A 17988-nucleotide genomic window follows, 5' to 3' on the forward strand; every position below is an offset into this window, starting at 1 on the left:
CCGTAGCGTTTACTTTCCGCTTCCGGTGGTCTTCTTGGCCTGATCGACGAACTTGTTGGTGTAGGTCTTGGTGACGTCGATGCCGGCCTTCGCAACATCTGGCGAGCCCTCACTGAACACCGCGAGCACTGCTTCTGCACCCTTGGGGTCCATCTTGCCGGTCTCGGAATACATCGGGATCGTGTTCTTCAGCGCCGCGAGATACTGCGCCTTATCCTTGCCGACGATCTCGTCGGGCATCTTGGCCATGATATCTTCGGCGCTGTGCGAATGGATCCAGGCCAGCGTCGCCATGATCGCATTGGTCAGCGCCTGCACCTCCTTCTCATGGCCGTTGACCCAGGCCGCGGTCGAATACAGTGCGCCGCCGGGATATTCGCCGCCGAACACCGCAAGCGTGTCGTGCTGGGTGCGGGTGTCGCTGAGGATATTGAGGTCCTTGTAGCTGCCCTGCAGCACGGTGACGGCAGGATCGAGCATCACGGCAGCGTCGATCTGGCCCTGCTCCATCGCCGCGACCGCCGTCGCGCCGAGACCGACGCCGATCACGGCGGTGCCGGCCGGATCGAGCCCGTTCTTCTTGAGCAGATACTTCAAGAAAAAGTCGGTCGAGGAGCCCGGCGCGCTGACGCCGACCTTCTTGCCGGCGAGATCCTTGATCGAGTTGATCTCGCCGGTGTGCTTCGGCGAAACAACGAGCACGAGGCCAGGATAGCGGTCATAGACCACGAAAGCCTGCAGCTCCTGCTTCTTGGCCGCGAGATTGACGCAGTGGTCGAAATAGCCGGAGACGACGTCGGCGCTGCCGCCGAGCACGGCCTTGAGCGCGTCCGAGCCGCCCTTGAGGTCGACCAGTTCGACCGCAAGCCCGGCCTTGTCATATTCGCCGAGTTGCTTGGCCAGCACGGTGGGCAGATAGCACAGGCAAGCGCCGCCCCCGACCGCGATGGTGATCTTGCTTTGCGCCGCGGCAAGGCCCGTGGACAGGGTCAGCGCCAGCAGCGTTCCGGCAAGCTTGCCAAGCAGTTTGTTCATGACGTCCTCCGTTCGACTGGCCGGCAAGATAGAGGAGCCGGGAGGCCTTGAGAAGGCGACTTTCCGACAGCTGGTCAAGCCTGCGGCGGCGGCATAGCATCGCCGACACAAGAAAACGCCGAAGAAGCGCCAAAGCTAGAAGCACCAAGAATACTTCAGGGGAAACATCAAGGGAGGTCTTCATGAATCGTGTTGCAACCGCGCTGTCGATCGCTGCCGCCTTTGCCGCGGGCTATGGCGTCACCCATTTGCTGCGGCCCGCGCTCGCCGCCGAGAACATCACGGCGCAGGTCATCCACACCGGCGAGATGGAGGGCGACAAGCTCGGCGACGCCAACAAGGTCGACTTCCGTTCCAAGATGTTCGTCTCCGCCGACGGCGCCACCGTCTCGATCCAGGACGGCAATGTGCCGAAGCACATGCATCCCAACACCAACGAGATGCAGTTCGTCCTCGAAGGCACCGGCACGGTCTGGCTCGGCGACAAGGAAGTGACGGTGAAGCCGGGCGACCTGATCGTGATCCCCAAGGGCACGCCGCATGGCGGCACCAAGCCGAACGGCCGCGCCATCAAGGCCATCGCGATCAAGACGCCGCCGCAGGCGCCGGACGATACCAAGCTGCTGGATTGACGACCGGTCCGTTCGCCGTCATCGCGACGCGCGTACCGTCACCCCCGCGCAAAGGCTTCGCCTTTGTCGCTGGAGGAGGCCGCGAAGCGGCCGTCTCGAAGGGTCGACGGCCCGAGTGGCCGTCCATCCTTCGAGACGCGCTACGCGCTCCTCAGGATGACGGAGCTGACATCGTTACCCGCGTGCAAAGCGTTGTCCGAGCATTACCCGAACCTGTCATTTGGGCGACAGTTCCATTACATGACGATTGACATATAATTCACTTGCCTCACGTCCGGCCGCTCCATAATATGATGATCGTAATTTTATAGAAAGCCGAAACCATGAGCCTGGACGATCACCCCACGGTCAGGGCTGTGCGCGCGCGCAACAGCGAACCGGTCCGCGACGTCCCGGTTTCATCGGAACTGATCAAGGACATCGCGCGCAGGTGCGGAGCCGATGATGTCGGCATCATCGAGTTCGAACGGGCCGCCATCGCCCCGCAGCGGGACTTCATTCGCAAGGTCTATGGCCGGACGCGCTCCCTGCTCGCGATCGTCTGCCACATGAACCGCGAGCCGGTGCGCTCGCCCTCGCGCTCGGTCGCCAACGAGGAATTCCACAGCACCTACGATCACGTCAACGAAACCGCGCGCGCCATCGTTCGCGCGCTCGACGAGCACGGCATCCCGGCCTGCAACTCGGTTGCCGCGTTCCCGATGGAGATGGACCTTCCCAGGATCATGATGGTCCAGCACAAGCCGATCGCGGTGGAAGCCGGTCTTGGCCGCATGGGAATCCATCGCAGCGTGATCCATCCGAAATTCGGCAGCTTCGTCCTGCTCGGCACCGTCCTGCTTGGATGCGAGGTCGACGCCCATGACCACCCGATCGACTACAATCCCTGCCTGGAGTGCAAATTGTGCGTCGCCGCCTGCCCGGTCGGTGCCATCAAGCCGGACGGCGGCTTCGACTTCCTGTCCTGCCACACCCACAATTATCACGACTTTCTCGGCAACTTCTCGCAGTGGGTGGAGAAGGTCGCGGATTCAAAGGACGCAAGGGACTATCGCGCCCGCGTTCCCCGCACCGAGACGCTGAACATCTGGCAATCGCTGTCGTTCAAGCCGGGCTACAAGGCGGCCTATTGCATCTCGGCCTGCCCGGCCGGCGAAGACGTGATCGGCCCTTTCCTGCACGATCGCGACGCCCATTTCGCCGATGTGGTGCAGCCGCTGATCGACAAGGACGAGTTCGTCTACGTGATCCCGGATACCGACGCCGAGGACACGGTGACGCGGCGCTTTCCGCACAAGAAGCTTCAGCATGTCACGTCCGGCCGCCATACCGGCAGCCTGCAGGCCTATATCTTCTCGCTCTCGCTCGGATTCCAGCGCGGCCGGGCCCGAGGCCTGGATTTCGTGACGCATCTGCGCTTCACCGGGGCGAGTGCGCTCGATATGACCGTTGCGATCAAGGGCAAGGATCTCCAGGTCGTGCCGGGACGGCATGTCGGAGAGGCGGCTCTGACCATCACCGCTGACTCGCAGGCATGGCTGCGCATTCAGAATCGCGACCTCGAACTTGCGGACGCGATCGACGCAGAGCTGGTGAGCTACAGCGATGAGAAGCTGTTTGCGGCCTACATGCGATGCTTCCCGCTGTAATCGGCCGCGTAGGGCGGGTTAGCGAAGCGTAACCCGCCAACTCTGCTCACCCGCGGAGAAATGGTGGGTTACGCCTTCGGCTAACCCATTCTGCGCATCCTGCTGCGCTGCTTCTTACTGGGCGGAATGGACCAGCTGTTCGAGATCGGCAATCAACCCCGGCCCGGTCGGTTGCCATCCAAGCTTCCTGCGCGTCTGCTCGCTGGAGGCCGCCATGTCGTATGCAGCGAACGTGCCGAGCCAGCCAAAGAAGGCTTCCGCCTCTTGCGGGGCGATGGATTTGACCGGCAGCTTCAGCCGCCGTCCGATCGTTTCGGCAATATCGCGCATCGAGACCCCCTCTTCGGCGACGGCGTGATACCTTGCGTTCGGCTCAGCCTTTTCGATGGCCAGCCGGTAGAGGCGCGCCACGTCGAGAACATGCGCCGCCGGCCAACGATTTTGCCCGTCGCCGAGATACGCGCACACGCCCTTTTCGCGGTACACCGCGATCAATGGGGTGATGAGACCCTGCCTGACAGGATCGTGGACCTGGGGAAGACGCATAGCCGACGCGCGGACGCCCTTCAGCGACAGGGCCGTCTGTTCCGACACGCGGGGAAATGGGAAATCCGGCGATATCGTTTGGTTCTCAGTTGCGATCTGGCCGGGCTTGGCCAATCCCGCCAAGCCCCCGGTTACGATCAATGGCCTGTCCGATCCAGCCAGAACAGAACCCAGGGCTTCGATGGCGCGGCGGTCGATCTCGCAACTCTTCGCGAAATTGGACCAGTCGTGAACGAAGCCCAGGTGAATGACAGCATCCGAAGCGCTTGCCCCCTTGCGCAAGCTATCAAGGTCCTCGAGCGAGCCGCGAAGAACCTCCGCACCAACGGCAGAGATCGCGTTGGCCCCCTCGTCCGAACGGGCCATGCCAAGAACCTGACGTCCGGCGGCTACCAGGTCCTTGACGACGGGAGTGCCGATGAATCCGGTGGCACCAGTGACGAACACACGCATGAGGAAGTCTCCAGGTTTCGTTGGAGACAAATCTGGCCCTGCGCGCTATCCTGTTAAAGTAGTGACCTTATCATGGTATAATAGCTAACAGGATGAGCGAACCGCTCGCGCAAGAGAACCTGCTCGGCGCCTACCTGAAGGACCGCCGCAGCAAGCTCGATCCGGCCGTGTTCGGCTTTCCGCCGAAGCGGCGGCGCACGCCGGGCCTGCGCCGCGAAGAGGTTGCGCAGCGCGCCAACATCAGCGCGACCTGGTACACCTGGCTCGAACAGGGCCGCGGCGGCGCGCCCTCTGCCGATCTGCTCGACCGCATCGCGCGTGCGCTGATGCTGACCGATGTCGAGCGCGAGCATCTGTTCCTGCTCGGCCTCGGCCGCACGCCCGAGGTGCGCTACCAGAAGAGCGAAGGCGTCACGCCCCGGCTGCAGCGCGTGCTCGACGCGCTGGAGCCGCGCCCCGCCGTGATACGCACCGCGACCTGGGATATCGTCGCCTGGAACCGGGCCGCGACCGTGATGCTGACGGACTACGGATCGCTGCCGCCGCGCGAGCGCAACGTGCTGCGCTTCATGTTCCTCGATCCGCGCGTCCGCGCCGCACAACATGACTGGGCCAGCGTGGCGCGCTTCGTGGTCGGCGCCTTCAGGGTCGACGCAGCGCGTGCCGGCGCCGCAGCCGAGGTGCAACCGTTCGTCGACGAGCTCTGCCGGCTCAGTCCGGAATTCGCGGCGCTGTGGCGCGACAACGACGTGCGAACGCACGGCGAAGGCGTCAAGCAGCTCCGGCATCCGATCCTGGGCCCGGTCAAGTTCGAATATTCGGCGTTCGCGGTCGACGGCCGGCCCGACCTCAGCATGATCGTCTACAATCCTGTTGATCCGGAGATGACGGAGAAGATCCGCGGGCTGATGGAGGCGGCGCCGGCGCACGAACGCGCGTGATCGTCGCGCGCCCCCGCAAATGCTGAGAATAAACCCGCACTCGCTAAACAGGCAGCCTCGGGAGCACCCTGCTCCGTCTCCAGCAGCTGGCCCAATCCTACGCCGGTGGTTTGCTGGCCAGAGGGCGTCAAACGTTTCCACAACTTCAACGAATGCAGGGAATCCCTGCTCAAGTTTGGCCACGATACCAATGGCATTTCGTGGTGGTGCCACAGCCAGGGATACAAGACCTGACGGTTTCGCACTCAGAACGCGTCGAGGCCGCCAACGGAGGCGGCCTCCTTGATTGCAATGACGGTTAGTCCCGCGCCGCCGCCGTCGGCCGCCACACCAGCAGCCGCTTCTCAACCGCAGTCACCGCCATGTCGATCAGGATGACGAAGGCCGACAGCACGAACATGCCGGCGAACACGCCGGCGACGTCGAACACGCCCTCGGCCTGCTGGATCAGGTAGCCGAGACCGGCGGCGGAGCCGAGATATTCGCCGACCACCGCGCCGACCACCGCAAAGCCGACCGAGGTGTGCAGCGAGGAGAACATCCAAGACAGCGCCGAGGGCCAGTAGACGTGGCGCATCAGCTGCCGCTCGTTCATGCCGAGCATGCGGCCATTGTCGAGCACCGTGGTCGGCACTTCCTTGACGCCCTGATAGACGTTGAAGAACACGATGAAGAACACCAGGGTCACGCCGAGCGCGACCTTGGACCAGACGCCGAGCCCGAACCACAGCGCGAAGATCGGCGCCAGCACCACGCGCGGCAGCGCGTTGACCATCTTCACATAGGGATCGAACACCGCGGCGACGCGCGGTTGCCGCGCGAACCAGAAGCCGACCAGGATGCCGCTGGCCGAGCCGATCACGAAGGCGAGGATGGATTCCCACAGCGTGATCGCGAGATGCTTCCAGATCACCCCGGTCGAGAACCACTTTACAATTTGGCTGAAGACGTCGAGCGGATTGGAGAAGAAGAACGGCGGCAGCAGCACCTTGCCGAACACCGGCACGGTGGAGAAGAGCTGCCACAGTACCAGTGTGACGACGGCGACCAGAACCTGCAGGGACAGCAACGCGACGCGCGACATCAGGCGGCTCCCGCCTGCGTCGACTGCACATAGCCCTTCATCACCTCGTCCTTCAGCACGCCCCAGATCTCGCGGTGCAGGGCATGGAAATCCTTCTCCATCCGGATCTCGGCGATGTCGCGCGGTCGCGGCAACGTGATGCGCCAGTCGCCGATGATGCGCGCGCTGGGGCCGGCCGACATGATCACGACGCGATCGGCCAGCGCGATCGCCTCCTCGAGATCGTGGGTGACGAACAGCACCGCCTTGCGGTCGGCGCTCCATAATTCCAGCAGCAGATTGCCCATGATTTGCCGGGTCTGGGCGTCGAGCGGACCGAACGGCTCGTCCATCAGGAGGATCTTCGGATCGCGGATCAGGACCTGCGCCAGCGCGACGCGCTTGCGCTGGCCGCCCGACAGCATGTGCGGATAGCGATTGGCGAAGGCGCCGAGCCCGACCGAGGTCAGCCATTTCTGCGCGCGCGCGAGCGCCTCGGCGCGCGGTGTGCCTGATATCTCGAGCCCGATCGCGACATTGTCGATCGCGGTCTTCCAGGGGAACAGTGCATCGGCCTGGAACAGGTAGCCGGCATCACGGTTGAGGCCGCTCAGCGGCTTGTCGAAGATCCTTGCCGTTCCAGCCGCCGGCTTGAGCAGCCCAGCCGTGACGTTCAGCAGCGTCGACTTCCCGCATCCGGTCGGACCGACAATGGCGACGAACTCGCCATGATCAACCGAAAGATTGGCCTGCTCGACCGCGGTATAGACGCGTCCATCCGCCAACCGAAACGCCACCGTCGCATTGTCAAGCGCGACCGCCGTCGGCTCCGTCATCGTCACGCATTCCTCCCGAACTTTCCGAAATGGCTTAGCGGTTCGGGCGGGCAAGTCAACGCAGGAAGATGGCGTAGCAAACAAGGCTGCGGTCACGTGATTTTCAGACAGGCCGGGTTGCGCAATAGCGCAATCGGGTTGCGCATTGCGCCGACATCGTCGAGGCTGCGGCCCAAGCAACGGACAAGGAGACAATCATGCGGATCGCAGTGGTGGGCGCCGGAGGCGTCGGGGGCGGCTTTGGTGCGGCGCTCGCGCATGCCGGCGCCGACGTCACCTTTATCGCGCGCGGCGCTCATTTGGCCGCCATGCGCAGCGAGGGGCTGAAGGTTCAGGGCGGCCGCGGCGAAACCCATCTGGTCCCGACCCAGGCGACCGACGATCCGGCAAGCGTCGGCTCGGTCGATATCGTGCTGTTCTGCGTCAAGCTGTGGGATGTCGAGAGTGCCGGTCAGCACATCAGGCCGATGGTCGGCCCCGACACGGCGGTGATCCCGCTGCAGAACGGCATCGACGCGCCCGACAGGCTGGTCCCGATCCTGGGACGCAACGCCGTGATGGGCGGCGTGGCGCAGATCTCGGCCTCGATCATCAAGCCCGGCGTCATCAACCAGGTCGGCACCTTCATGCGGATGATCTTCGGTGAGCTCGACGGCCGCATCACGCCGCGCGGCAAGGCGCTGCTCGATCTCTGCCTGAAAGCCGGGTTCGATGCGACCTTGAGCGAGCAGATCAATACCGAACTCTGGATGAAGTTCGTCGGCCTCGCCACCAATGCCGGCATGACCGCAGTCACCAGGCTGCCGATCGGCAAGCTGCGCGACGATCCCGATTTGCGCCCGTTCTTCGTGTCGGCCTGCGAGGAGATCATCGCCATCGCCCACGCCAGGGGCATCAAGCTGCCGCCGGATGCACTGACGAAAGTGCTCGACTTCATCGGACACGCGCCACCGGCGATGAAGGCCTCGATGGCGCTCGATCTCGAGCGTGGCAACCGGCTCGAACTGCCGTGGCTGAACGGCAAGGTGGTCGAGCTCGGCCGCAAGCTCGGCGTCGCGACGCCGACGCACGACATGCTCTATGCGGTGTTGAAACCCTACGCGATGGGCGCGCCGTCCTGATAGCCCAGCAGAACCGAAATCTGCCGGCCCGCCTCGCGCACCAGCTTTGAATATTCCAATAGCTTCCGCTCGTCGATGCGCGCGCTCGGTCCGTAGAGGCCGACCGAACCGACGACCTCGCCGCGGTGGTCGAAACACGGCGCGGAGACGGCGACCGCTCCGGCGAAGATCTCACCATGGCTGGTCGCATAGCCGTTGCGCCGCGCAAAGGTCAGCGCGTCCTCGAGCCGCGCGCGATCCGCGCTCCTTGCAATGCTGGCAAGAAGCGCGGCCTGCCGCTTCGGGTCCATGAAGGCCAGCATCGCCTTGCCGGTCGATCCCTGGATCAGGCTCAGACTGTGGCCGACGCCGCGGCTGATCGAGAGCACGTGACGGCTCTCGCATTCGAGGATGCAGATGCCGCGATCATCCTGTTCACGGAACAGCGCTGCGGTCTCGCCGGTCGCCTCGCGCAGGCCCTCGACGACCGGGCGCGCGATCGCGACCACCTCGAGACCGTTCAGCCAGACATGGGCCAGCCTCATCACGCCGTGCGACAGCCGGAAGCGCTGCGGGTCGCCTTCGGCCTGGATCAGGTCTCGCTGCGCCAGCGTCTGTAGCAGGCGATAGAGCGTCGGCCGGCTCAGCCCGACTCGCTTCTGGATCTCGATCACACTCATCGCCGGCTGATCCGGCGTGAAGCATTGCAGGATCGCGATGGCGCGATCGACCGCCCGCACGCCTGACGCCCCCTGCTCCGCGTCGTGAACTTCCGCCTTCGGTTTCTTTGCCATCCCGTCCACATCCGCAAATTCGGCAGGGGCGTGCTGCATCCAGCGCGCTTGACCAATCGGCCCGCGCGGATACTATCGCAAATTATGAGAATAATGTCCACTAGATGGACACATGAAGATCGACGAGAGGATTGGAATTGCTGCAGACAGACGCCTCGCGCAGATGGGCCGCCGCCGCGATCGCCACGCTGATGCTCTCGACGCCGCTGGCGCACGCCGCACCCGACGGCTCGGGCATTTCGGACGGCGTGGTGCGGATTGCGGTGCTGGGTGACTACGGCAGCGGCCGCGATCTCGGTGGGCCGGGCTCGGTGACTGCCGCCAAGCTTGCCGCTGAGGATTTTCACAACAAGGTGCTGGGCAAGCCGATCGAGATCATCTCGGCGGATCACCAGAACAAGCCCGACGTCGCGGTCGGGATCGCGCGGCAATGGTTCGACGTCGAGCATGTCGACGCGGTGACCGATCTTGCGGTGAGCTCGGTCGGCCTCGCCGTCGCCGGCCTTGCGACGCAGAGCAACCGCACCGCGCTGGTCTCGGGCGCAGCGACATCGGACCTCACCGGCGACAAATGCTCGCCTGTCGTCACGCATTGGGCCGACGACACCTACGCGCTGTCGGCCGGCCTGGTCGGCGAGCTGAGCCGTCGCGTCGGCAAGGAATGGTTCTTTGTCGCGGTCGACTATTCGTTCGGCAGCGCGATGGTGAAGGACGCCTCGCGCGCCGTCACCGATGCCGGCGGCAAGGTGATCGGCGCGGTGCGCTATCCCTTCAACACCACCGACTTCTCATCCTTTTTGCTGGCCGCGCAGAGCTCCGGCGCCAAGGTGGTGGCGCTGGCCGGCACCGGCGCCGACACCGTCAACGCGGTCAAGCAGACCCACGAATTCGGCCTGCAACAAGGCGGCCAGACCATCGTCGGCATGCTGACCTTCATCTCCGACGTCCATTCGATCGGCCTGCGCGACGCGCAGGGCATGTACATCGCGTCCCAGTATTACTGGGATGACGACGACGGCACCCGCGCCTTCGCCAAGCGCTTCATCGAGATCGAGAAGCGCGAGCCGACCAAATTGCAGGCCGCGACCTACGCCGCCGTGCGCCATTATCTGAAGGCGATCGAGGCCGGCGGCAGCGACGAGGCCAAGGCGGTCAATGCCGGGATGCGCAAGCTGCCGGTCGATTTCTTCGGCCGTCCCGCGCACATCCGGAAGGACGGCCGCGTCGTCTACGACCTCTCGCTCTATCGCGTGAAGAAGCCGGATGAGAGCAAATATCCCTGGGACTACTACCAGAAGATCGCGGCCATCCCCGGCGACAAGGCGTTCCGTCCCGAGGGAACCGGCGGCTGCAAGCTCGACAAGTAGAACGCACCATCATTCGCCGCGACTGACCGTCGCGCAGGCTAGACAAGGAGGAGCCGATGCCGCTTCGCAACGATTTCGATCAGCTTGTTGACGTCAAGGGTGGCTTCATCAGCCGCGAGATCTTCGTGGACGCCGATATCTACCGCCAGGAGCTCGACAAGGTCTTCACCCGCGCCTGGCTGCTGGTCGGCCATGAAAGCCTGGTGCCCAATCCTGGCGATTTCTACACCTCGCGGATGGGCGAGGAATCCGTCATCCTCTGCCGCGACAAGAAGGGCGAGATCCACGTCTTTCTCAATTCGTGCCGGCACCGCGGCATGAAGGTGTGCCGCTACGAGCAGGGCAACACGTCGTTGTTCACCTGCCCCTATCACAGCTGGACCTACACCACCGACGGCAAGCTGCAAGGCGTTCCGCTGCACCGGACGCTGTATGACGGGGTGCTCGACCGCGACGCCAACTCGCTGGTCTCGGTGGCGAAGCTCTGCAACTACAAGGGCTCGATCTGGGCGACCTGGGACAAGGACGCGCCCGACTTCATCACCTATCTCGGCGATGCCAAGGTCCATCTCGACCAGGCGCTCGACTGCCGCGACGGCCGCGAGGGCGGCTCCGAGGTGATCGGCGTCCACAAATGGGTGTTCCCCGCCAACTGGAAATTCGCGGCCGAGAATTTCCTCGGCGACACCTATCACAATCCAAGCCATCGCTCGGTCGACCTGATCGGCATCGGACCGAGCGCTGCCGCCGGCAAGAAGGGCCGCCGCGACGACGAGCTGGAGAAGGCGCAGCACGTCTGGATCAGCTTTCCGGAAGGCCATGGCGTGCACAGCGCGATCCAGCCGGAGGCCAATGAATACATCGAGTCCTTCCTCGACAACCCGATCCTCGAAAAATACTTCCGGCACTGTTTCGAGGAGCGCAAGCGGCGGCTCGGCGAAGGGGCGCGGCTGCTGCCGTTCGTCGGCACGATCTTCCCCAACACGTCCTATCATGGTCGTCAGCCGCGCGGGCTTTGCGCCTGGCATCCGCACAGCCCGACCTCGACCGAAGGCTGGCGCTTCTTCCTTGTCGACAAGGACGCGCCGAAGGAAGCCAAGGAATATCTGCGCCGCTACTACATGCGCTACTCCGGCCCGGCCGGCATGACCGAGCAGGACGACATGGAGAACTGGCTCTATGCCACCGCGGCGAGCACCGGAACGGTAGCGCGACGCTATCCCTTCAACTATCAGCAGTCGATGGGCGCCTACGTGACCGATCATCCGCTCGGCGGCGATGTCTCGACCCAAGTCACCGAGCAGATCGCGCGCGGCTTCTATCGCCGCTGGACCACTTACATGCAGGGCGGCGATTGGCACGAGTTGCTCGGATCGCCCGCAGGCAACCGGCAGGCTGCAGAATGACCGCGCCGGCAAAAACCGTCCTCGTCAGCGGGGGCACCTTCGGCATCGGCCGCGCGATCACGCTCGGCCTCGCGCGGCGCGGCCACGCGGTGGTGGCCTTCGGCCTCGAAGCGCCGCAGGTCTCGAGTACCGCAGAGAACGCCATTCCGGCCTTGCGCGAACAGCTCGATCGCGAAAGGCTCTCCGCCGAACTGATGGAAGCCGATGTGTCGCAAGCGAGCGATGTCGCCAGGGTAGTCGCGCACGCGATGGCGCGGTTCGGGCGCATCGACGGCGTCGTCAACAACGCCGCGATCGGCCCGCTCGGCACCGTGCTCGACACCGACGAGGCGCTGTTCGACCGGATCATCGCCGTCAATCTGAAGGGACCGTATTTGACCAGCCGCGCCGCGATCCCGCACATGATCGCGCAAGGCGGCGGCTCGATCGTCAACATCGGATCCGGCGCCGGCTGGGGCAAGCCGAACATGGCGGTCTACAGCGCGAGCAAGGGCGGCGTTGTCGCGCTCAGCGCGGCGATGGCCTACGACTTCTTCCACCAGCGCATCCGCGTCAACACCGTGATCCCCGGTGGTGGCGGCATCGTCAGCGGCATGAGCCTCGGCCGTGTCGGCGGTGACGCGGCGCGGTTCGGCAAGGGCGCGCCGGGCACCGCCGCCGGCCGCGTCGCCGCCGGTGACGACATCGCCAATGTGGTCGCCTTTTTGCTGTCGCCGGAAGCGGAAACGCTGTCCGGCACCGTGATCGATGTCGGCTGCTTCGCCCAGCAGGGCGGACCGATTCCGCCCAAGCCGGCGCTCTGACAACCCTGCGATGCCTGATGAGGAGATAGCGATGACAACGACCGTTCAGGATCAGGACAAACAACAACACGCCGGCAACGCTGCGATCGAGCGATCGGCGGCCTATTACCGGCTGAAGGCCGATGTCGAGGATTTCTACTATCACGAGGCCGATTTGCTCGACGACCGGCGCTTCCGCGACTGGCTCGAGCTACTCACCGACGACATCAGCTATTTCATGCCGATCCGCCGCAACGTGAAGTTCGGCCAGCAGGCCGCGCGCGAGAACACCAAACGCGGCGAAGGCATCAGCTGGTTCGACGAGGACAAATGGACATTGACCAAGCGGGTCGAGCAGATCCTGACCGGCGTGCACTATGCCGAGGAGCCGCTGTCGCGTATCACGCACATGGTCAGCAATGTCCAGATCAGGGGCGTGCGGCCGGATATCGGTGCGCCACACGAGCTCGATGTCACCAGCCGCTTCCTCGTCTATCAGAACCGCGTCGAGTACGAGACCTACATCTTCGTCGGCCGCCGCAACGACACGCTGCGTCCGGCCGGCAATGGCTTCAAGATCGCAAGGCGCGAGATACTGCTTGAACAGAACATCCTGCTGGCCAAGAATCTCACCACGTTCTTCTGAGCGTGGCCAAGGGTAGCAGGGTAGCGATGATTGACGTGATGGCGATCAAGGTGGGGACACGGCTGAAACTCGAGGCCGGCGTCGTCGCCGAGGTGGTGGAGAACATGAACGACGGCCAGTGGCTGCAGGTGCGTTATCTCGAGTGCCCTGCCCGGCCCGGCGATGTCGGCACGGTGGAGCTGTGCCATGCCCAGGACGTCATCAAGGTGCTTAGCGAGTAGTCCCAGTCAACGGACCGACGATCATGCTGCGATTTGAATACATGCCGAGCGATTTTCATCCGCTGTTCCTGTTCCTCGGCGAAGCCGCCGATCTCGCCGCCCTGGCAAAGCTGCTGCGGCGCTTTGCCGAGAATCCGCAGAGCATTGCCGTGGCGGAGCGGATTCCCGGCGCCGTCTCGCGCGACGCGCTGGTGCTGGCGCCCGCCGACGACGAATTCGGCATGCGCGATCTCGGCGGCTGTTTTGCCTGGAAGCTGACCGATTGGCAGGCGGAGCGGATCGCCGAGCGCATCGAGCTGTTGACCCCAGAGGATAACAAGTCCGGCTCGGAGATCGTCGAGATCGGCAGCGACGGCGAGATCCCGGTCAAGCTGTCGCGCGGCGAATTCACCGACGACTTCCTGATCACGCGCAGATAGCGATGTTCGTGTGAATACACACCTCAAGCCAAAAGTGCTGATCGCCGGCGCCGGGATCGGCGGCCTCGTCGCCGGATTGTCGCTGCTGCAGCGTGGCATCGAAGTCGAGATCTTCGAGCAGGCGTCGGAGCTGCGCGAGCTCGGCGCCGGTGTCCAGCTCAGCGCCAACGGCACCAGCGTCCTCATCGCGCTCGGGCTCGAGCAGGAGATGCAGGCGATCGCCTGCGAGCCCTCGGGCAAGGAGATCAGGCTGTTCAGCACCGGGCGGACCTGGAAACTGTTCGACCTCGGCGCCTCCTCGCGCGCGATCTACGGCGCGCCCTACTGGATGGTGCATCGCGGCGACTTTCACCGCGTGCTGGTCGACGCATTCACAGCTCGAGCGCCGGGGCACCTGCATCTCGGCAGCCGCTGCAGCGGATTTGACCAGGACGGCGACGGCATCTGGCTGCACCTTGCCAATGGCGAGCGTCGGCACGGCGACGTTGTGGTCGGCCGACGGCGTGCACTCCGAAATTCGCCGCCAGATCGGCGGCGACACCAAACCTTTCTTCGCGGGCGTGGCCGCCTGGCGCGGCCTGGTGCCGATGCAACGGCTACCGCCACCCCTCAGGCGCGACGTCGGCACCAACTGGGTCGGCCCGGGCGGCCACGTCATCACCTATCCGGTTCGCCGTGGCGAGCTGTTGAACTTCGTCGGCATCTTCGAGGGCGAGAGCTGGTCGGTCGAGTCATGGACCGAACGCGGCACGCGCGAGGCCTGCAGCGGTGCCTTTGCCGGATGGAATCCACAGATTCACGCCATCATCGCAAACCTCGATATTCCCTACAAATGGGCGCTGCTCGGCCGCGACCCGCTCGATCGCTTCGTCGTCGGGCGCGCCTGCCTGCTCGGCGACGCCGCGCATCCGACGCTGCCGTTCCTGGCCCAGGGCGCCAACATGGCGGTCGAGGACGGCATGGTGCTGGCGCGCTGCCTTGAAAGCTTCCCGCCCGAGGAAGCGCTCCGGCGTTACGAGACCGCGCGGCTGACGCGGACGAACGCGATCGTGGTGAAGTCGGCCGAGAATGCCAGGCGCTTCCATAATCCCGCGCTTGCCGACGCCGAAGGTGCCGACGCCTATGTCTCGCGCGAATGGCAGCCGGACCGGGCGCGCGAGCGCTATGACTGGCTGTTCACCTACGATGCGTTGAACGTACCGGTCTGACGCCCGGCGTTCGACGGGTCAGGTACCCCTGCATCAGTAAGCGTGATGGCGGCGATGCGTCCGGCGCTTCGGAGGCGGCGGCGGAGCAAAAAACGGATTCACCGAGCACATCGCGCCACGGCCAGACGCGCTCGCCTGGCACTGCGGGATCGAGGTGAAGCTGCAATCGATATAGTTTCCGCCGCCGATCCGGCCGCCATAGACATGCATGCACACCGGATAGTTCGGATCGTAAGCCTGCCCGGCGGCAGGTCCGGCCAAGGCGACCGCGAATGCGGCGATCGCGAACAGTTTCAGGCGCATCGGTCCCTCCTTGTTGCTCGGACGGTTAACTGCCCGGGTTAGTCAAGCACGTCAGCGGCGCGACGGTCATCACGGCCGGATTGGCAGCCAGCCCAAGCGCTAGTTACCGGGTTGGCGGTATCGTTGACCCCGCTCCTTGGTCGGCTTTTTTGCACCCTTGTAGAATGGATTGACCGAGCACGATGCGGACCGCCCCGAGGCCGTCGCCTGGCATTGCGGAAGCGACGTGAAGCTGCAATCGACGTATTCGGGCGTCAGCCTGCCTTCATAGACTTCAATGCAGACCGGGAAATTCGGATCGTACATTTGCGCGGCGGCGGGCCCGGCGAGACAAGCGCCGAGGGCGGCGATGATGATGAATTTCAAGCGCATCGAATTCTCCTCAAGCCTGGTCCGGATCGCCGGGCGCGTGGCTATCGCTGTTCGTCGGCCGGCTTGCCGTCGCCCTCGCCGAGGCAGCGGATCATGAAGGCCGTCGTGTCCCGCGGCAGCACTTGCGCGGCGCGCGCCTTGAGACGGCATTCGAGCTGCGCGATCTGGCGCGCCCGCTGCCGTTCGGACGGCAGCGTCGATTGCCGCAACCGGCGCAACGTCATCGGCGAGCCGTCAGATTCGAAGCTCAGCTCGTACTTCTTGCCGTTCTGGTCGGTCGCGGCGCAGGAGATGGTGGACACCTGCCGCGTGATGAAGCTTCCGACCTGGCGGCATGAGCCGGTCGACATCTCGACCAGCGGCACCGGCAGGCCATCTACCCGCGGGCGGTCGCTGGACTTCAGCAACATGCGGTCGACCGCGAGTTCGAACAGATTGTCCTGGGTGCGCTCGGTGCTCTCGCCGGAGAACGAGATGATGTGGCTCTTGTCGGCGGGATCGTCGAGCACCACGGTGAATTCGGAACGGCCGCGCAGCGTGTGGAAATAGGCGACTGCCTTGCAGGTGTAGCTGCGGCCCGCAACGGTGACATTGCGGCAAGTGCCGGACATCAACGCGTACAGGTCGACGTCGTAGACCGGACCGGCGGCAACGGCGAGCGCCGGCCAGCAGAGGACGACAGCCGCAATCAATTGAGCGAAACGGGAGATCATGCTGAAACGGTCGAAAACACGGTCGCTGGAGGGATCCATGGCGCAAGGTCGCTGATTTCCACGGACTGTGCAACGACGAAGCAGGCCTAAATGTGGACACTCCGCGAACGGCTGGGGAACGCAGCGCAATCCGTGCCGAAAGGCCGCGGCGTCAGATTTGCGGGCCGGACAGCGTCACCTCGCGCTCGGCGCGGAACACGTTGCTATAGAGGTTCGCGATCCACTGGCGGCCGCTTGCCGTCATGTTCAGGCAGTTGATGGCGCCCTGAATGTGCGGCGCAACCATGTTCCAGTAGAATTGCGGATAGCGGTCGACGATATCGGCCGGCGACTCATAGCCGAGCTGGCGGTTGATGCCGACCTCCTCGAACTCGTGATAGAGCGCGTTGGCCTTCCTGATGTAGTTGGGATCGCCGAGCTGACCGATGAAATCGGCCGCCCGGACGATCGACGCCTCATCGTCATATTCCTGGCCCTCGGGCGCCGGAAACCGCGTGCCCTCGATGTTGCGCGCGACGCGCTCGCGATCGAGCGGAAGGACCGCCTCGAGCCTGTCGAGCACATACAGCTTCGAGCGGTCGACATGATACGGCATCAGGCCGGCATCCGACGAGCCACGCGGCAGCACCACCTTCTTGCCGGAGGCATCGATGACGTAGCCGTCGGGTCCATCGCCTTTCAAAAGACCGCGCACATAGCCGATGTCGTGAGTCAGGCAGGCGATGATGGTGTGGGTGTAATCCTCGGCGGTGACGTGGGTGTGCAGCGCGCGGCCGCGGATGATGTCATGCCCGGCGAGCGTGACCAGCATCGTGTGCTCGACATTGTGGTAGAGCGCGTCGCTGTTGCCGATGCATTCCAGCGCGATGCGCGCGGCGGCTGGCAGGAGTTCGCCGAAGCGCGCCTGCGAAGCGCCGAAGGTGCGGCTGACATGCGTGGCGAGAAACTTCTCCAAAGCACCTGCCGCCAACTCAGGTAACGTCATCATCGATGCAGCCCCCGACCGCGCAACGTTCCTCGCTCGCCCCGATCTCACGTCGTAGTTGGGCACCGACTATAGCGTATCTACGGGCGTGCGGCTACGCGCTCACGGGCGTGACGATTCGCTCCGGCCGTACTTTCCCGGTCTTGTCGGCTGCGGCGCCAAAGCTGCTGATAGTGGCATGAACCCTGCATGATTCGGGTCAGACCGGGTTAACCCCACTGATAAAGGCCGTCATGCTCGTTACGCTCGTCGCCATCCTCTGCAATGCTCAACTCTGCATGGAAAAGGTCGTCACCACGAGTGACCAATCCGGCATCACCATGGGCGCCTGCGCAGTGAATGCGCAGATCGGCATCGCCGATTGGCTCGCCAAGGGGCCGTATCACGAATGGCACCTGCAGAGCTATAAATGCATCATGGGCAAGTACGTACCCAAGAACGAAGTGTGATGTGTGCTCACAGCCCCGGACGGGGCTGATCCGCTTCGACCGGAACAGCCTGCGAAACCACACGGCGC

General features: G+C 64.4%; 21 protein-coding genes and 1 pseudogene. 13 read left to right on the top strand and 9 right to left on the bottom strand.

Annotated features, from left to right (window positions below):
* Window positions 1-9 precede the first annotated feature (9 nt).
* Window positions 10-1035, bottom strand: a complete 1026-nt coding sequence (locus ACE10X_RS31785; RefSeq protein ID WP_038383395.1) for an ABC transporter substrate-binding protein — start codon at window positions 1033-1035, stop codon at window positions 10-12.
* A gap of 182 nt (window positions 1036-1217) precedes the next feature.
* Here ACE10X_RS31785 and ACE10X_RS31790 point away from each other — a divergent pair, with 182 nt between their 5' ends.
* The gene (locus ACE10X_RS31790; protein WP_038383394.1) at window positions 1218-1667 is read left to right on the top strand and encodes a cupin domain-containing protein; all 450 of its coding nucleotides are present in this window, start codon (window positions 1218-1220) and stop codon (window positions 1665-1667) included.
* Window positions 1668-1990: 323 nt separating this feature from the next.
* On the top strand, window positions 1991-3316 hold the full coding sequence (locus ACE10X_RS31795) for a 4Fe-4S binding protein (protein ID WP_038383393.1): 1326 nt from the start codon (window positions 1991-1993) through the stop codon (window positions 3314-3316).
* Between the two features lie 114 nt (window positions 3317-3430).
* Here the strand turns inward: ACE10X_RS31795 and ACE10X_RS31800 are convergent, their stop codons facing one another.
* On the bottom strand, window positions 3431-4315 hold the full coding sequence (locus ACE10X_RS31800; RefSeq protein ID WP_375763371.1) for an SDR family oxidoreductase: 885 nt from the start codon (window positions 4313-4315) through the stop codon (window positions 3431-3433).
* 92 nt (window positions 4316-4407) lie between these two features.
* On the opposite strand from ACE10X_RS31800, the gene ACE10X_RS31805 reads away from it, so the two are divergent.
* Complete coding sequence (locus tag ACE10X_RS31805) at window positions 4408-5256, top strand: helix-turn-helix transcriptional regulator (RefSeq protein ID WP_038383391.1); 849 nt, start codon at window positions 4408-4410, stop codon at window positions 5254-5256.
* A gap of 298 nt (window positions 5257-5554) precedes the next feature.
* On the opposite strand, the gene ACE10X_RS31810 is transcribed toward ACE10X_RS31805, so the two are convergent.
* A complete protein-coding gene (locus tag ACE10X_RS31810) occupies window positions 5555-6340 on the bottom strand; it encodes an ABC transporter permease (RefSeq protein ID WP_038383390.1) in 786 nt (261 codons plus the stop codon).
* Window positions 6340-7155, bottom strand: a complete 816-nt coding sequence (locus ACE10X_RS31815; RefSeq protein WP_016844307.1) for an ABC transporter ATP-binding protein — start codon at window positions 7153-7155, stop codon at window positions 6340-6342. The genes ACE10X_RS31810 and ACE10X_RS31815 overlap by 1 nt, the downstream gene beginning before the upstream one ends.
* Before the next feature lie 197 nt (window positions 7156-7352).
* Between ACE10X_RS31815 and ACE10X_RS31820 the strand changes: the two genes are divergently transcribed.
* Window positions 7353-8276, top strand: a complete 924-nt coding sequence (locus ACE10X_RS31820; RefSeq protein ID WP_038383389.1) for a ketopantoate reductase family protein — start codon at window positions 7353-7355, stop codon at window positions 8274-8276.
* Here ACE10X_RS31820 and ACE10X_RS31825 read toward each other — a convergent pair.
* Complete coding sequence (locus ACE10X_RS31825; protein WP_038383409.1) at window positions 8252-9049, bottom strand: IclR family transcriptional regulator; 798 nt, start codon at window positions 9047-9049, stop codon at window positions 8252-8254. The two genes, ACE10X_RS31820 and ACE10X_RS31825, sit on opposite strands and share 25 nt — an antisense overlap.
* A 131-nt stretch (window positions 9050-9180) precedes the next feature.
* Between ACE10X_RS31825 and ACE10X_RS31830 the strand changes: the two genes are divergently transcribed.
* The 8 genes and pseudogenes from ACE10X_RS31830 (at window position 9181) to ACE10X_RS31865 (ending at window position 15098) form a co-directional block, all read left to right on the top strand.
* The gene (locus tag ACE10X_RS31830) at window positions 9181-10416 is read left to right on the top strand and encodes an ABC transporter substrate-binding protein (RefSeq protein WP_038383388.1); all 1236 of its coding nucleotides are present in this window, start codon (window positions 9181-9183) and stop codon (window positions 10414-10416) included.
* Window positions 10417-10472: 56 nt separating this feature from the next.
* Complete coding sequence (locus ACE10X_RS31835) at window positions 10473-11822, top strand: aromatic ring-hydroxylating dioxygenase subunit alpha (RefSeq protein ID WP_018272981.1); 1350 nt, start codon at window positions 10473-10475, stop codon at window positions 11820-11822.
* Window positions 11819-12625 carry an SDR family NAD(P)-dependent oxidoreductase gene (locus ACE10X_RS31840; protein ID WP_038383387.1) on the top strand — a complete coding sequence of 269 codons (807 nt, stop codon included), beginning with the start codon at window positions 11819-11821 and terminating at the stop codon, window positions 12623-12625. The genes ACE10X_RS31835 and ACE10X_RS31840 overlap by 4 nt, the downstream gene beginning before the upstream one ends.
* Before the next feature lie 31 nt (window positions 12626-12656).
* Window positions 12657-13250, top strand: coding sequence for a 3-phenylpropionate/cinnamic acid dioxygenase subunit beta (locus tag ACE10X_RS31845; protein WP_085970547.1), 594 nt, complete (start codon window positions 12657-12659; stop codon window positions 13248-13250).
* Window positions 13251-13276: 26 nt separating this feature from the next.
* Window positions 13277-13471, top strand: a complete 195-nt coding sequence (locus ACE10X_RS31850) for a hypothetical protein (RefSeq protein ID WP_244435728.1) — start codon at window positions 13277-13279, stop codon at window positions 13469-13471.
* Between the two features lie 23 nt (window positions 13472-13494).
* A complete protein-coding gene (locus ACE10X_RS31855; RefSeq protein ID WP_157787887.1) occupies window positions 13495-13890 on the top strand; it encodes a hypothetical protein in 396 nt (131 codons plus the stop codon).
* 34 nt (window positions 13891-13924) lie between these two features.
* A pseudogene (locus ACE10X_RS31860) lies at window positions 13925-14275 on the top strand (FAD-dependent monooxygenase); the annotation flags it as partial.
* Between the two features lie 76 nt (window positions 14276-14351).
* Window positions 14352-15098: an FAD-dependent monooxygenase gene (locus ACE10X_RS31865; RefSeq protein ID WP_051002857.1), complete on the top strand. Its 747-nt coding sequence runs from the start codon at window positions 14352-14354 to the stop codon at window positions 15096-15098.
* Between the two features lie 33 nt (window positions 15099-15131).
* On the opposite strand, the gene ACE10X_RS31870 is transcribed toward ACE10X_RS31865, so the two are convergent.
* From ACE10X_RS31870 to ACE10X_RS31885, 4 genes are all read right to left on the bottom strand, one after another.
* Entirely contained in the window at window positions 15132-15401 is a 270-nt protein-coding gene (locus tag ACE10X_RS31870; protein ID WP_038383383.1) for a DUF3551 domain-containing protein, read from the bottom strand.
* A gap of 99 nt (window positions 15402-15500) precedes the next feature.
* Window positions 15501-15773 (bottom strand): DUF3551 domain-containing protein, encoded by a 273-nt coding sequence (locus tag ACE10X_RS31875; protein ID WP_375763372.1) that lies wholly within the window; start codon window positions 15771-15773, stop codon window positions 15501-15503.
* Window positions 15774-15814: 41 nt separating this feature from the next.
* Complete coding sequence (locus tag ACE10X_RS31880) at window positions 15815-16486, bottom strand: hypothetical protein (protein WP_244435727.1); 672 nt, start codon at window positions 16484-16486, stop codon at window positions 15815-15817.
* 151 nt (window positions 16487-16637) lie between these two features.
* Window positions 16638-17474, bottom strand: coding sequence for a hypothetical protein (locus tag ACE10X_RS31885; protein ID WP_028342360.1), 837 nt, complete (start codon window positions 17472-17474; stop codon window positions 16638-16640).
* Between the two features lie 230 nt (window positions 17475-17704).
* Here ACE10X_RS31885 and ACE10X_RS31890 point away from each other — a divergent pair, with 230 nt between their 5' ends.
* Window positions 17705-17920 (top strand): hypothetical protein, encoded by a 216-nt coding sequence (locus ACE10X_RS31890; protein ID WP_016844293.1) that lies wholly within the window; start codon window positions 17705-17707, stop codon window positions 17918-17920.
* Window positions 17921-17988 lie beyond the last annotated feature (68 nt).

It is taken from the genome of Bradyrhizobium sp. Pha-3, assembly GCF_042258325.1.
Lineage (GTDB): Bacteria > Pseudomonadota > Alphaproteobacteria > Rhizobiales > Xanthobacteraceae > Bradyrhizobium > Bradyrhizobium elkanii.

What these genes read in the sequence shown, in the direction of transcription:
- ACE10X_RS31820 (WP_038383389.1), top strand. Translation starts at nt 7,353, where the DNA reads ATGCGGATCGCAGTGGTGGGCGCCGGAGGCGTCGGGGGCGGCTTTGGT.
- ACE10X_RS31810 (WP_038383390.1), bottom strand. Translation starts at nt 6,340, where the DNA reads ATGTCGCGCGTCGCGTTGCTGTCCCTGCAGGTTCTGGTCGCCGTCGTC.
- ACE10X_RS31795 (WP_038383393.1), top strand. Translation starts at nt 1,991, where the DNA reads ATGAGCCTGGACGATCACCCCACGGTCAGGGCTGTGCGCGCGCGCAAC.
- ACE10X_RS31855 (WP_157787887.1), top strand. Translation starts at nt 13,495, where the DNA reads ATGCTGCGATTTGAATACATGCCGAGCGATTTTCATCCGCTGTTCCTG.
- ACE10X_RS31815 (WP_016844307.1), bottom strand. Translation starts at nt 7,155, where the DNA reads ATGACGGAGCCGACGGCGGTCGCGCTTGACAATGCGACGGTGGCGTTT.
- ACE10X_RS31890 (WP_016844293.1), top strand. Translation starts at nt 17,705, where the DNA reads ATGCTCGTTACGCTCGTCGCCATCCTCTGCAATGCTCAACTCTGCATG.
- ACE10X_RS31865 (WP_051002857.1), top strand. Translation starts at nt 14,352, where the DNA reads ATGGCGAGCGTCGGCACGGCGACGTTGTGGTCGGCCGACGGCGTGCAC.
- ACE10X_RS31885 (WP_028342360.1), bottom strand. Translation starts at nt 17,474, where the DNA reads ATGATGACGTTACCTGAGTTGGCGGCAGGTGCTTTGGAGAAGTTTCTC.
- ACE10X_RS31880 (WP_244435727.1), bottom strand. Translation starts at nt 16,486, where the DNA reads ATGATCTCCCGTTTCGCTCAATTGATTGCGGCTGTCGTCCTCTGCTGG.
- ACE10X_RS31870 (WP_038383383.1), bottom strand. Translation starts at nt 15,401, where the DNA reads ATGCGCCTGAAACTGTTCGCGATCGCCGCATTCGCGGTCGCCTTGGCC.
- ACE10X_RS31800 (WP_375763371.1), bottom strand. Translation starts at nt 4,315, where the DNA reads ATGCGTGTGTTCGTCACTGGTGCCACCGGATTCATCGGCACTCCCGTC.
- ACE10X_RS31785 (WP_038383395.1), bottom strand. Translation starts at nt 1,035, where the DNA reads ATGAACAAACTGCTTGGCAAGCTTGCCGGAACGCTGCTGGCGCTGACC.
- ACE10X_RS31790 (WP_038383394.1), top strand. Translation starts at nt 1,218, where the DNA reads ATGAATCGTGTTGCAACCGCGCTGTCGATCGCTGCCGCCTTTGCCGCG.
- ACE10X_RS31875 (WP_375763372.1), bottom strand. Translation starts at nt 15,773, where the DNA reads ATGCGCTTGAAATTCATCATCATCGCCGCCCTCGGCGCTTGTCTCGCC.
- ACE10X_RS31835 (WP_018272981.1), top strand. Translation starts at nt 10,473, where the DNA reads ATGCCGCTTCGCAACGATTTCGATCAGCTTGTTGACGTCAAGGGTGGC.
- ACE10X_RS31825 (WP_038383409.1), bottom strand. Translation starts at nt 9,049, where the DNA reads ATGGCAAAGAAACCGAAGGCGGAAGTTCACGACGCGGAGCAGGGGGCG.
- ACE10X_RS31845 (WP_085970547.1), top strand. Translation starts at nt 12,657, where the DNA reads ATGACAACGACCGTTCAGGATCAGGACAAACAACAACACGCCGGCAAC.
- ACE10X_RS31850 (WP_244435728.1), top strand. Translation starts at nt 13,277, where the DNA reads ATGATTGACGTGATGGCGATCAAGGTGGGGACACGGCTGAAACTCGAG.
- ACE10X_RS31805 (WP_038383391.1), top strand. Translation starts at nt 4,408, where the DNA reads ATGAGCGAACCGCTCGCGCAAGAGAACCTGCTCGGCGCCTACCTGAAG.
- ACE10X_RS31840 (WP_038383387.1), top strand. Translation starts at nt 11,819, where the DNA reads ATGACCGCGCCGGCAAAAACCGTCCTCGTCAGCGGGGGCACCTTCGGC.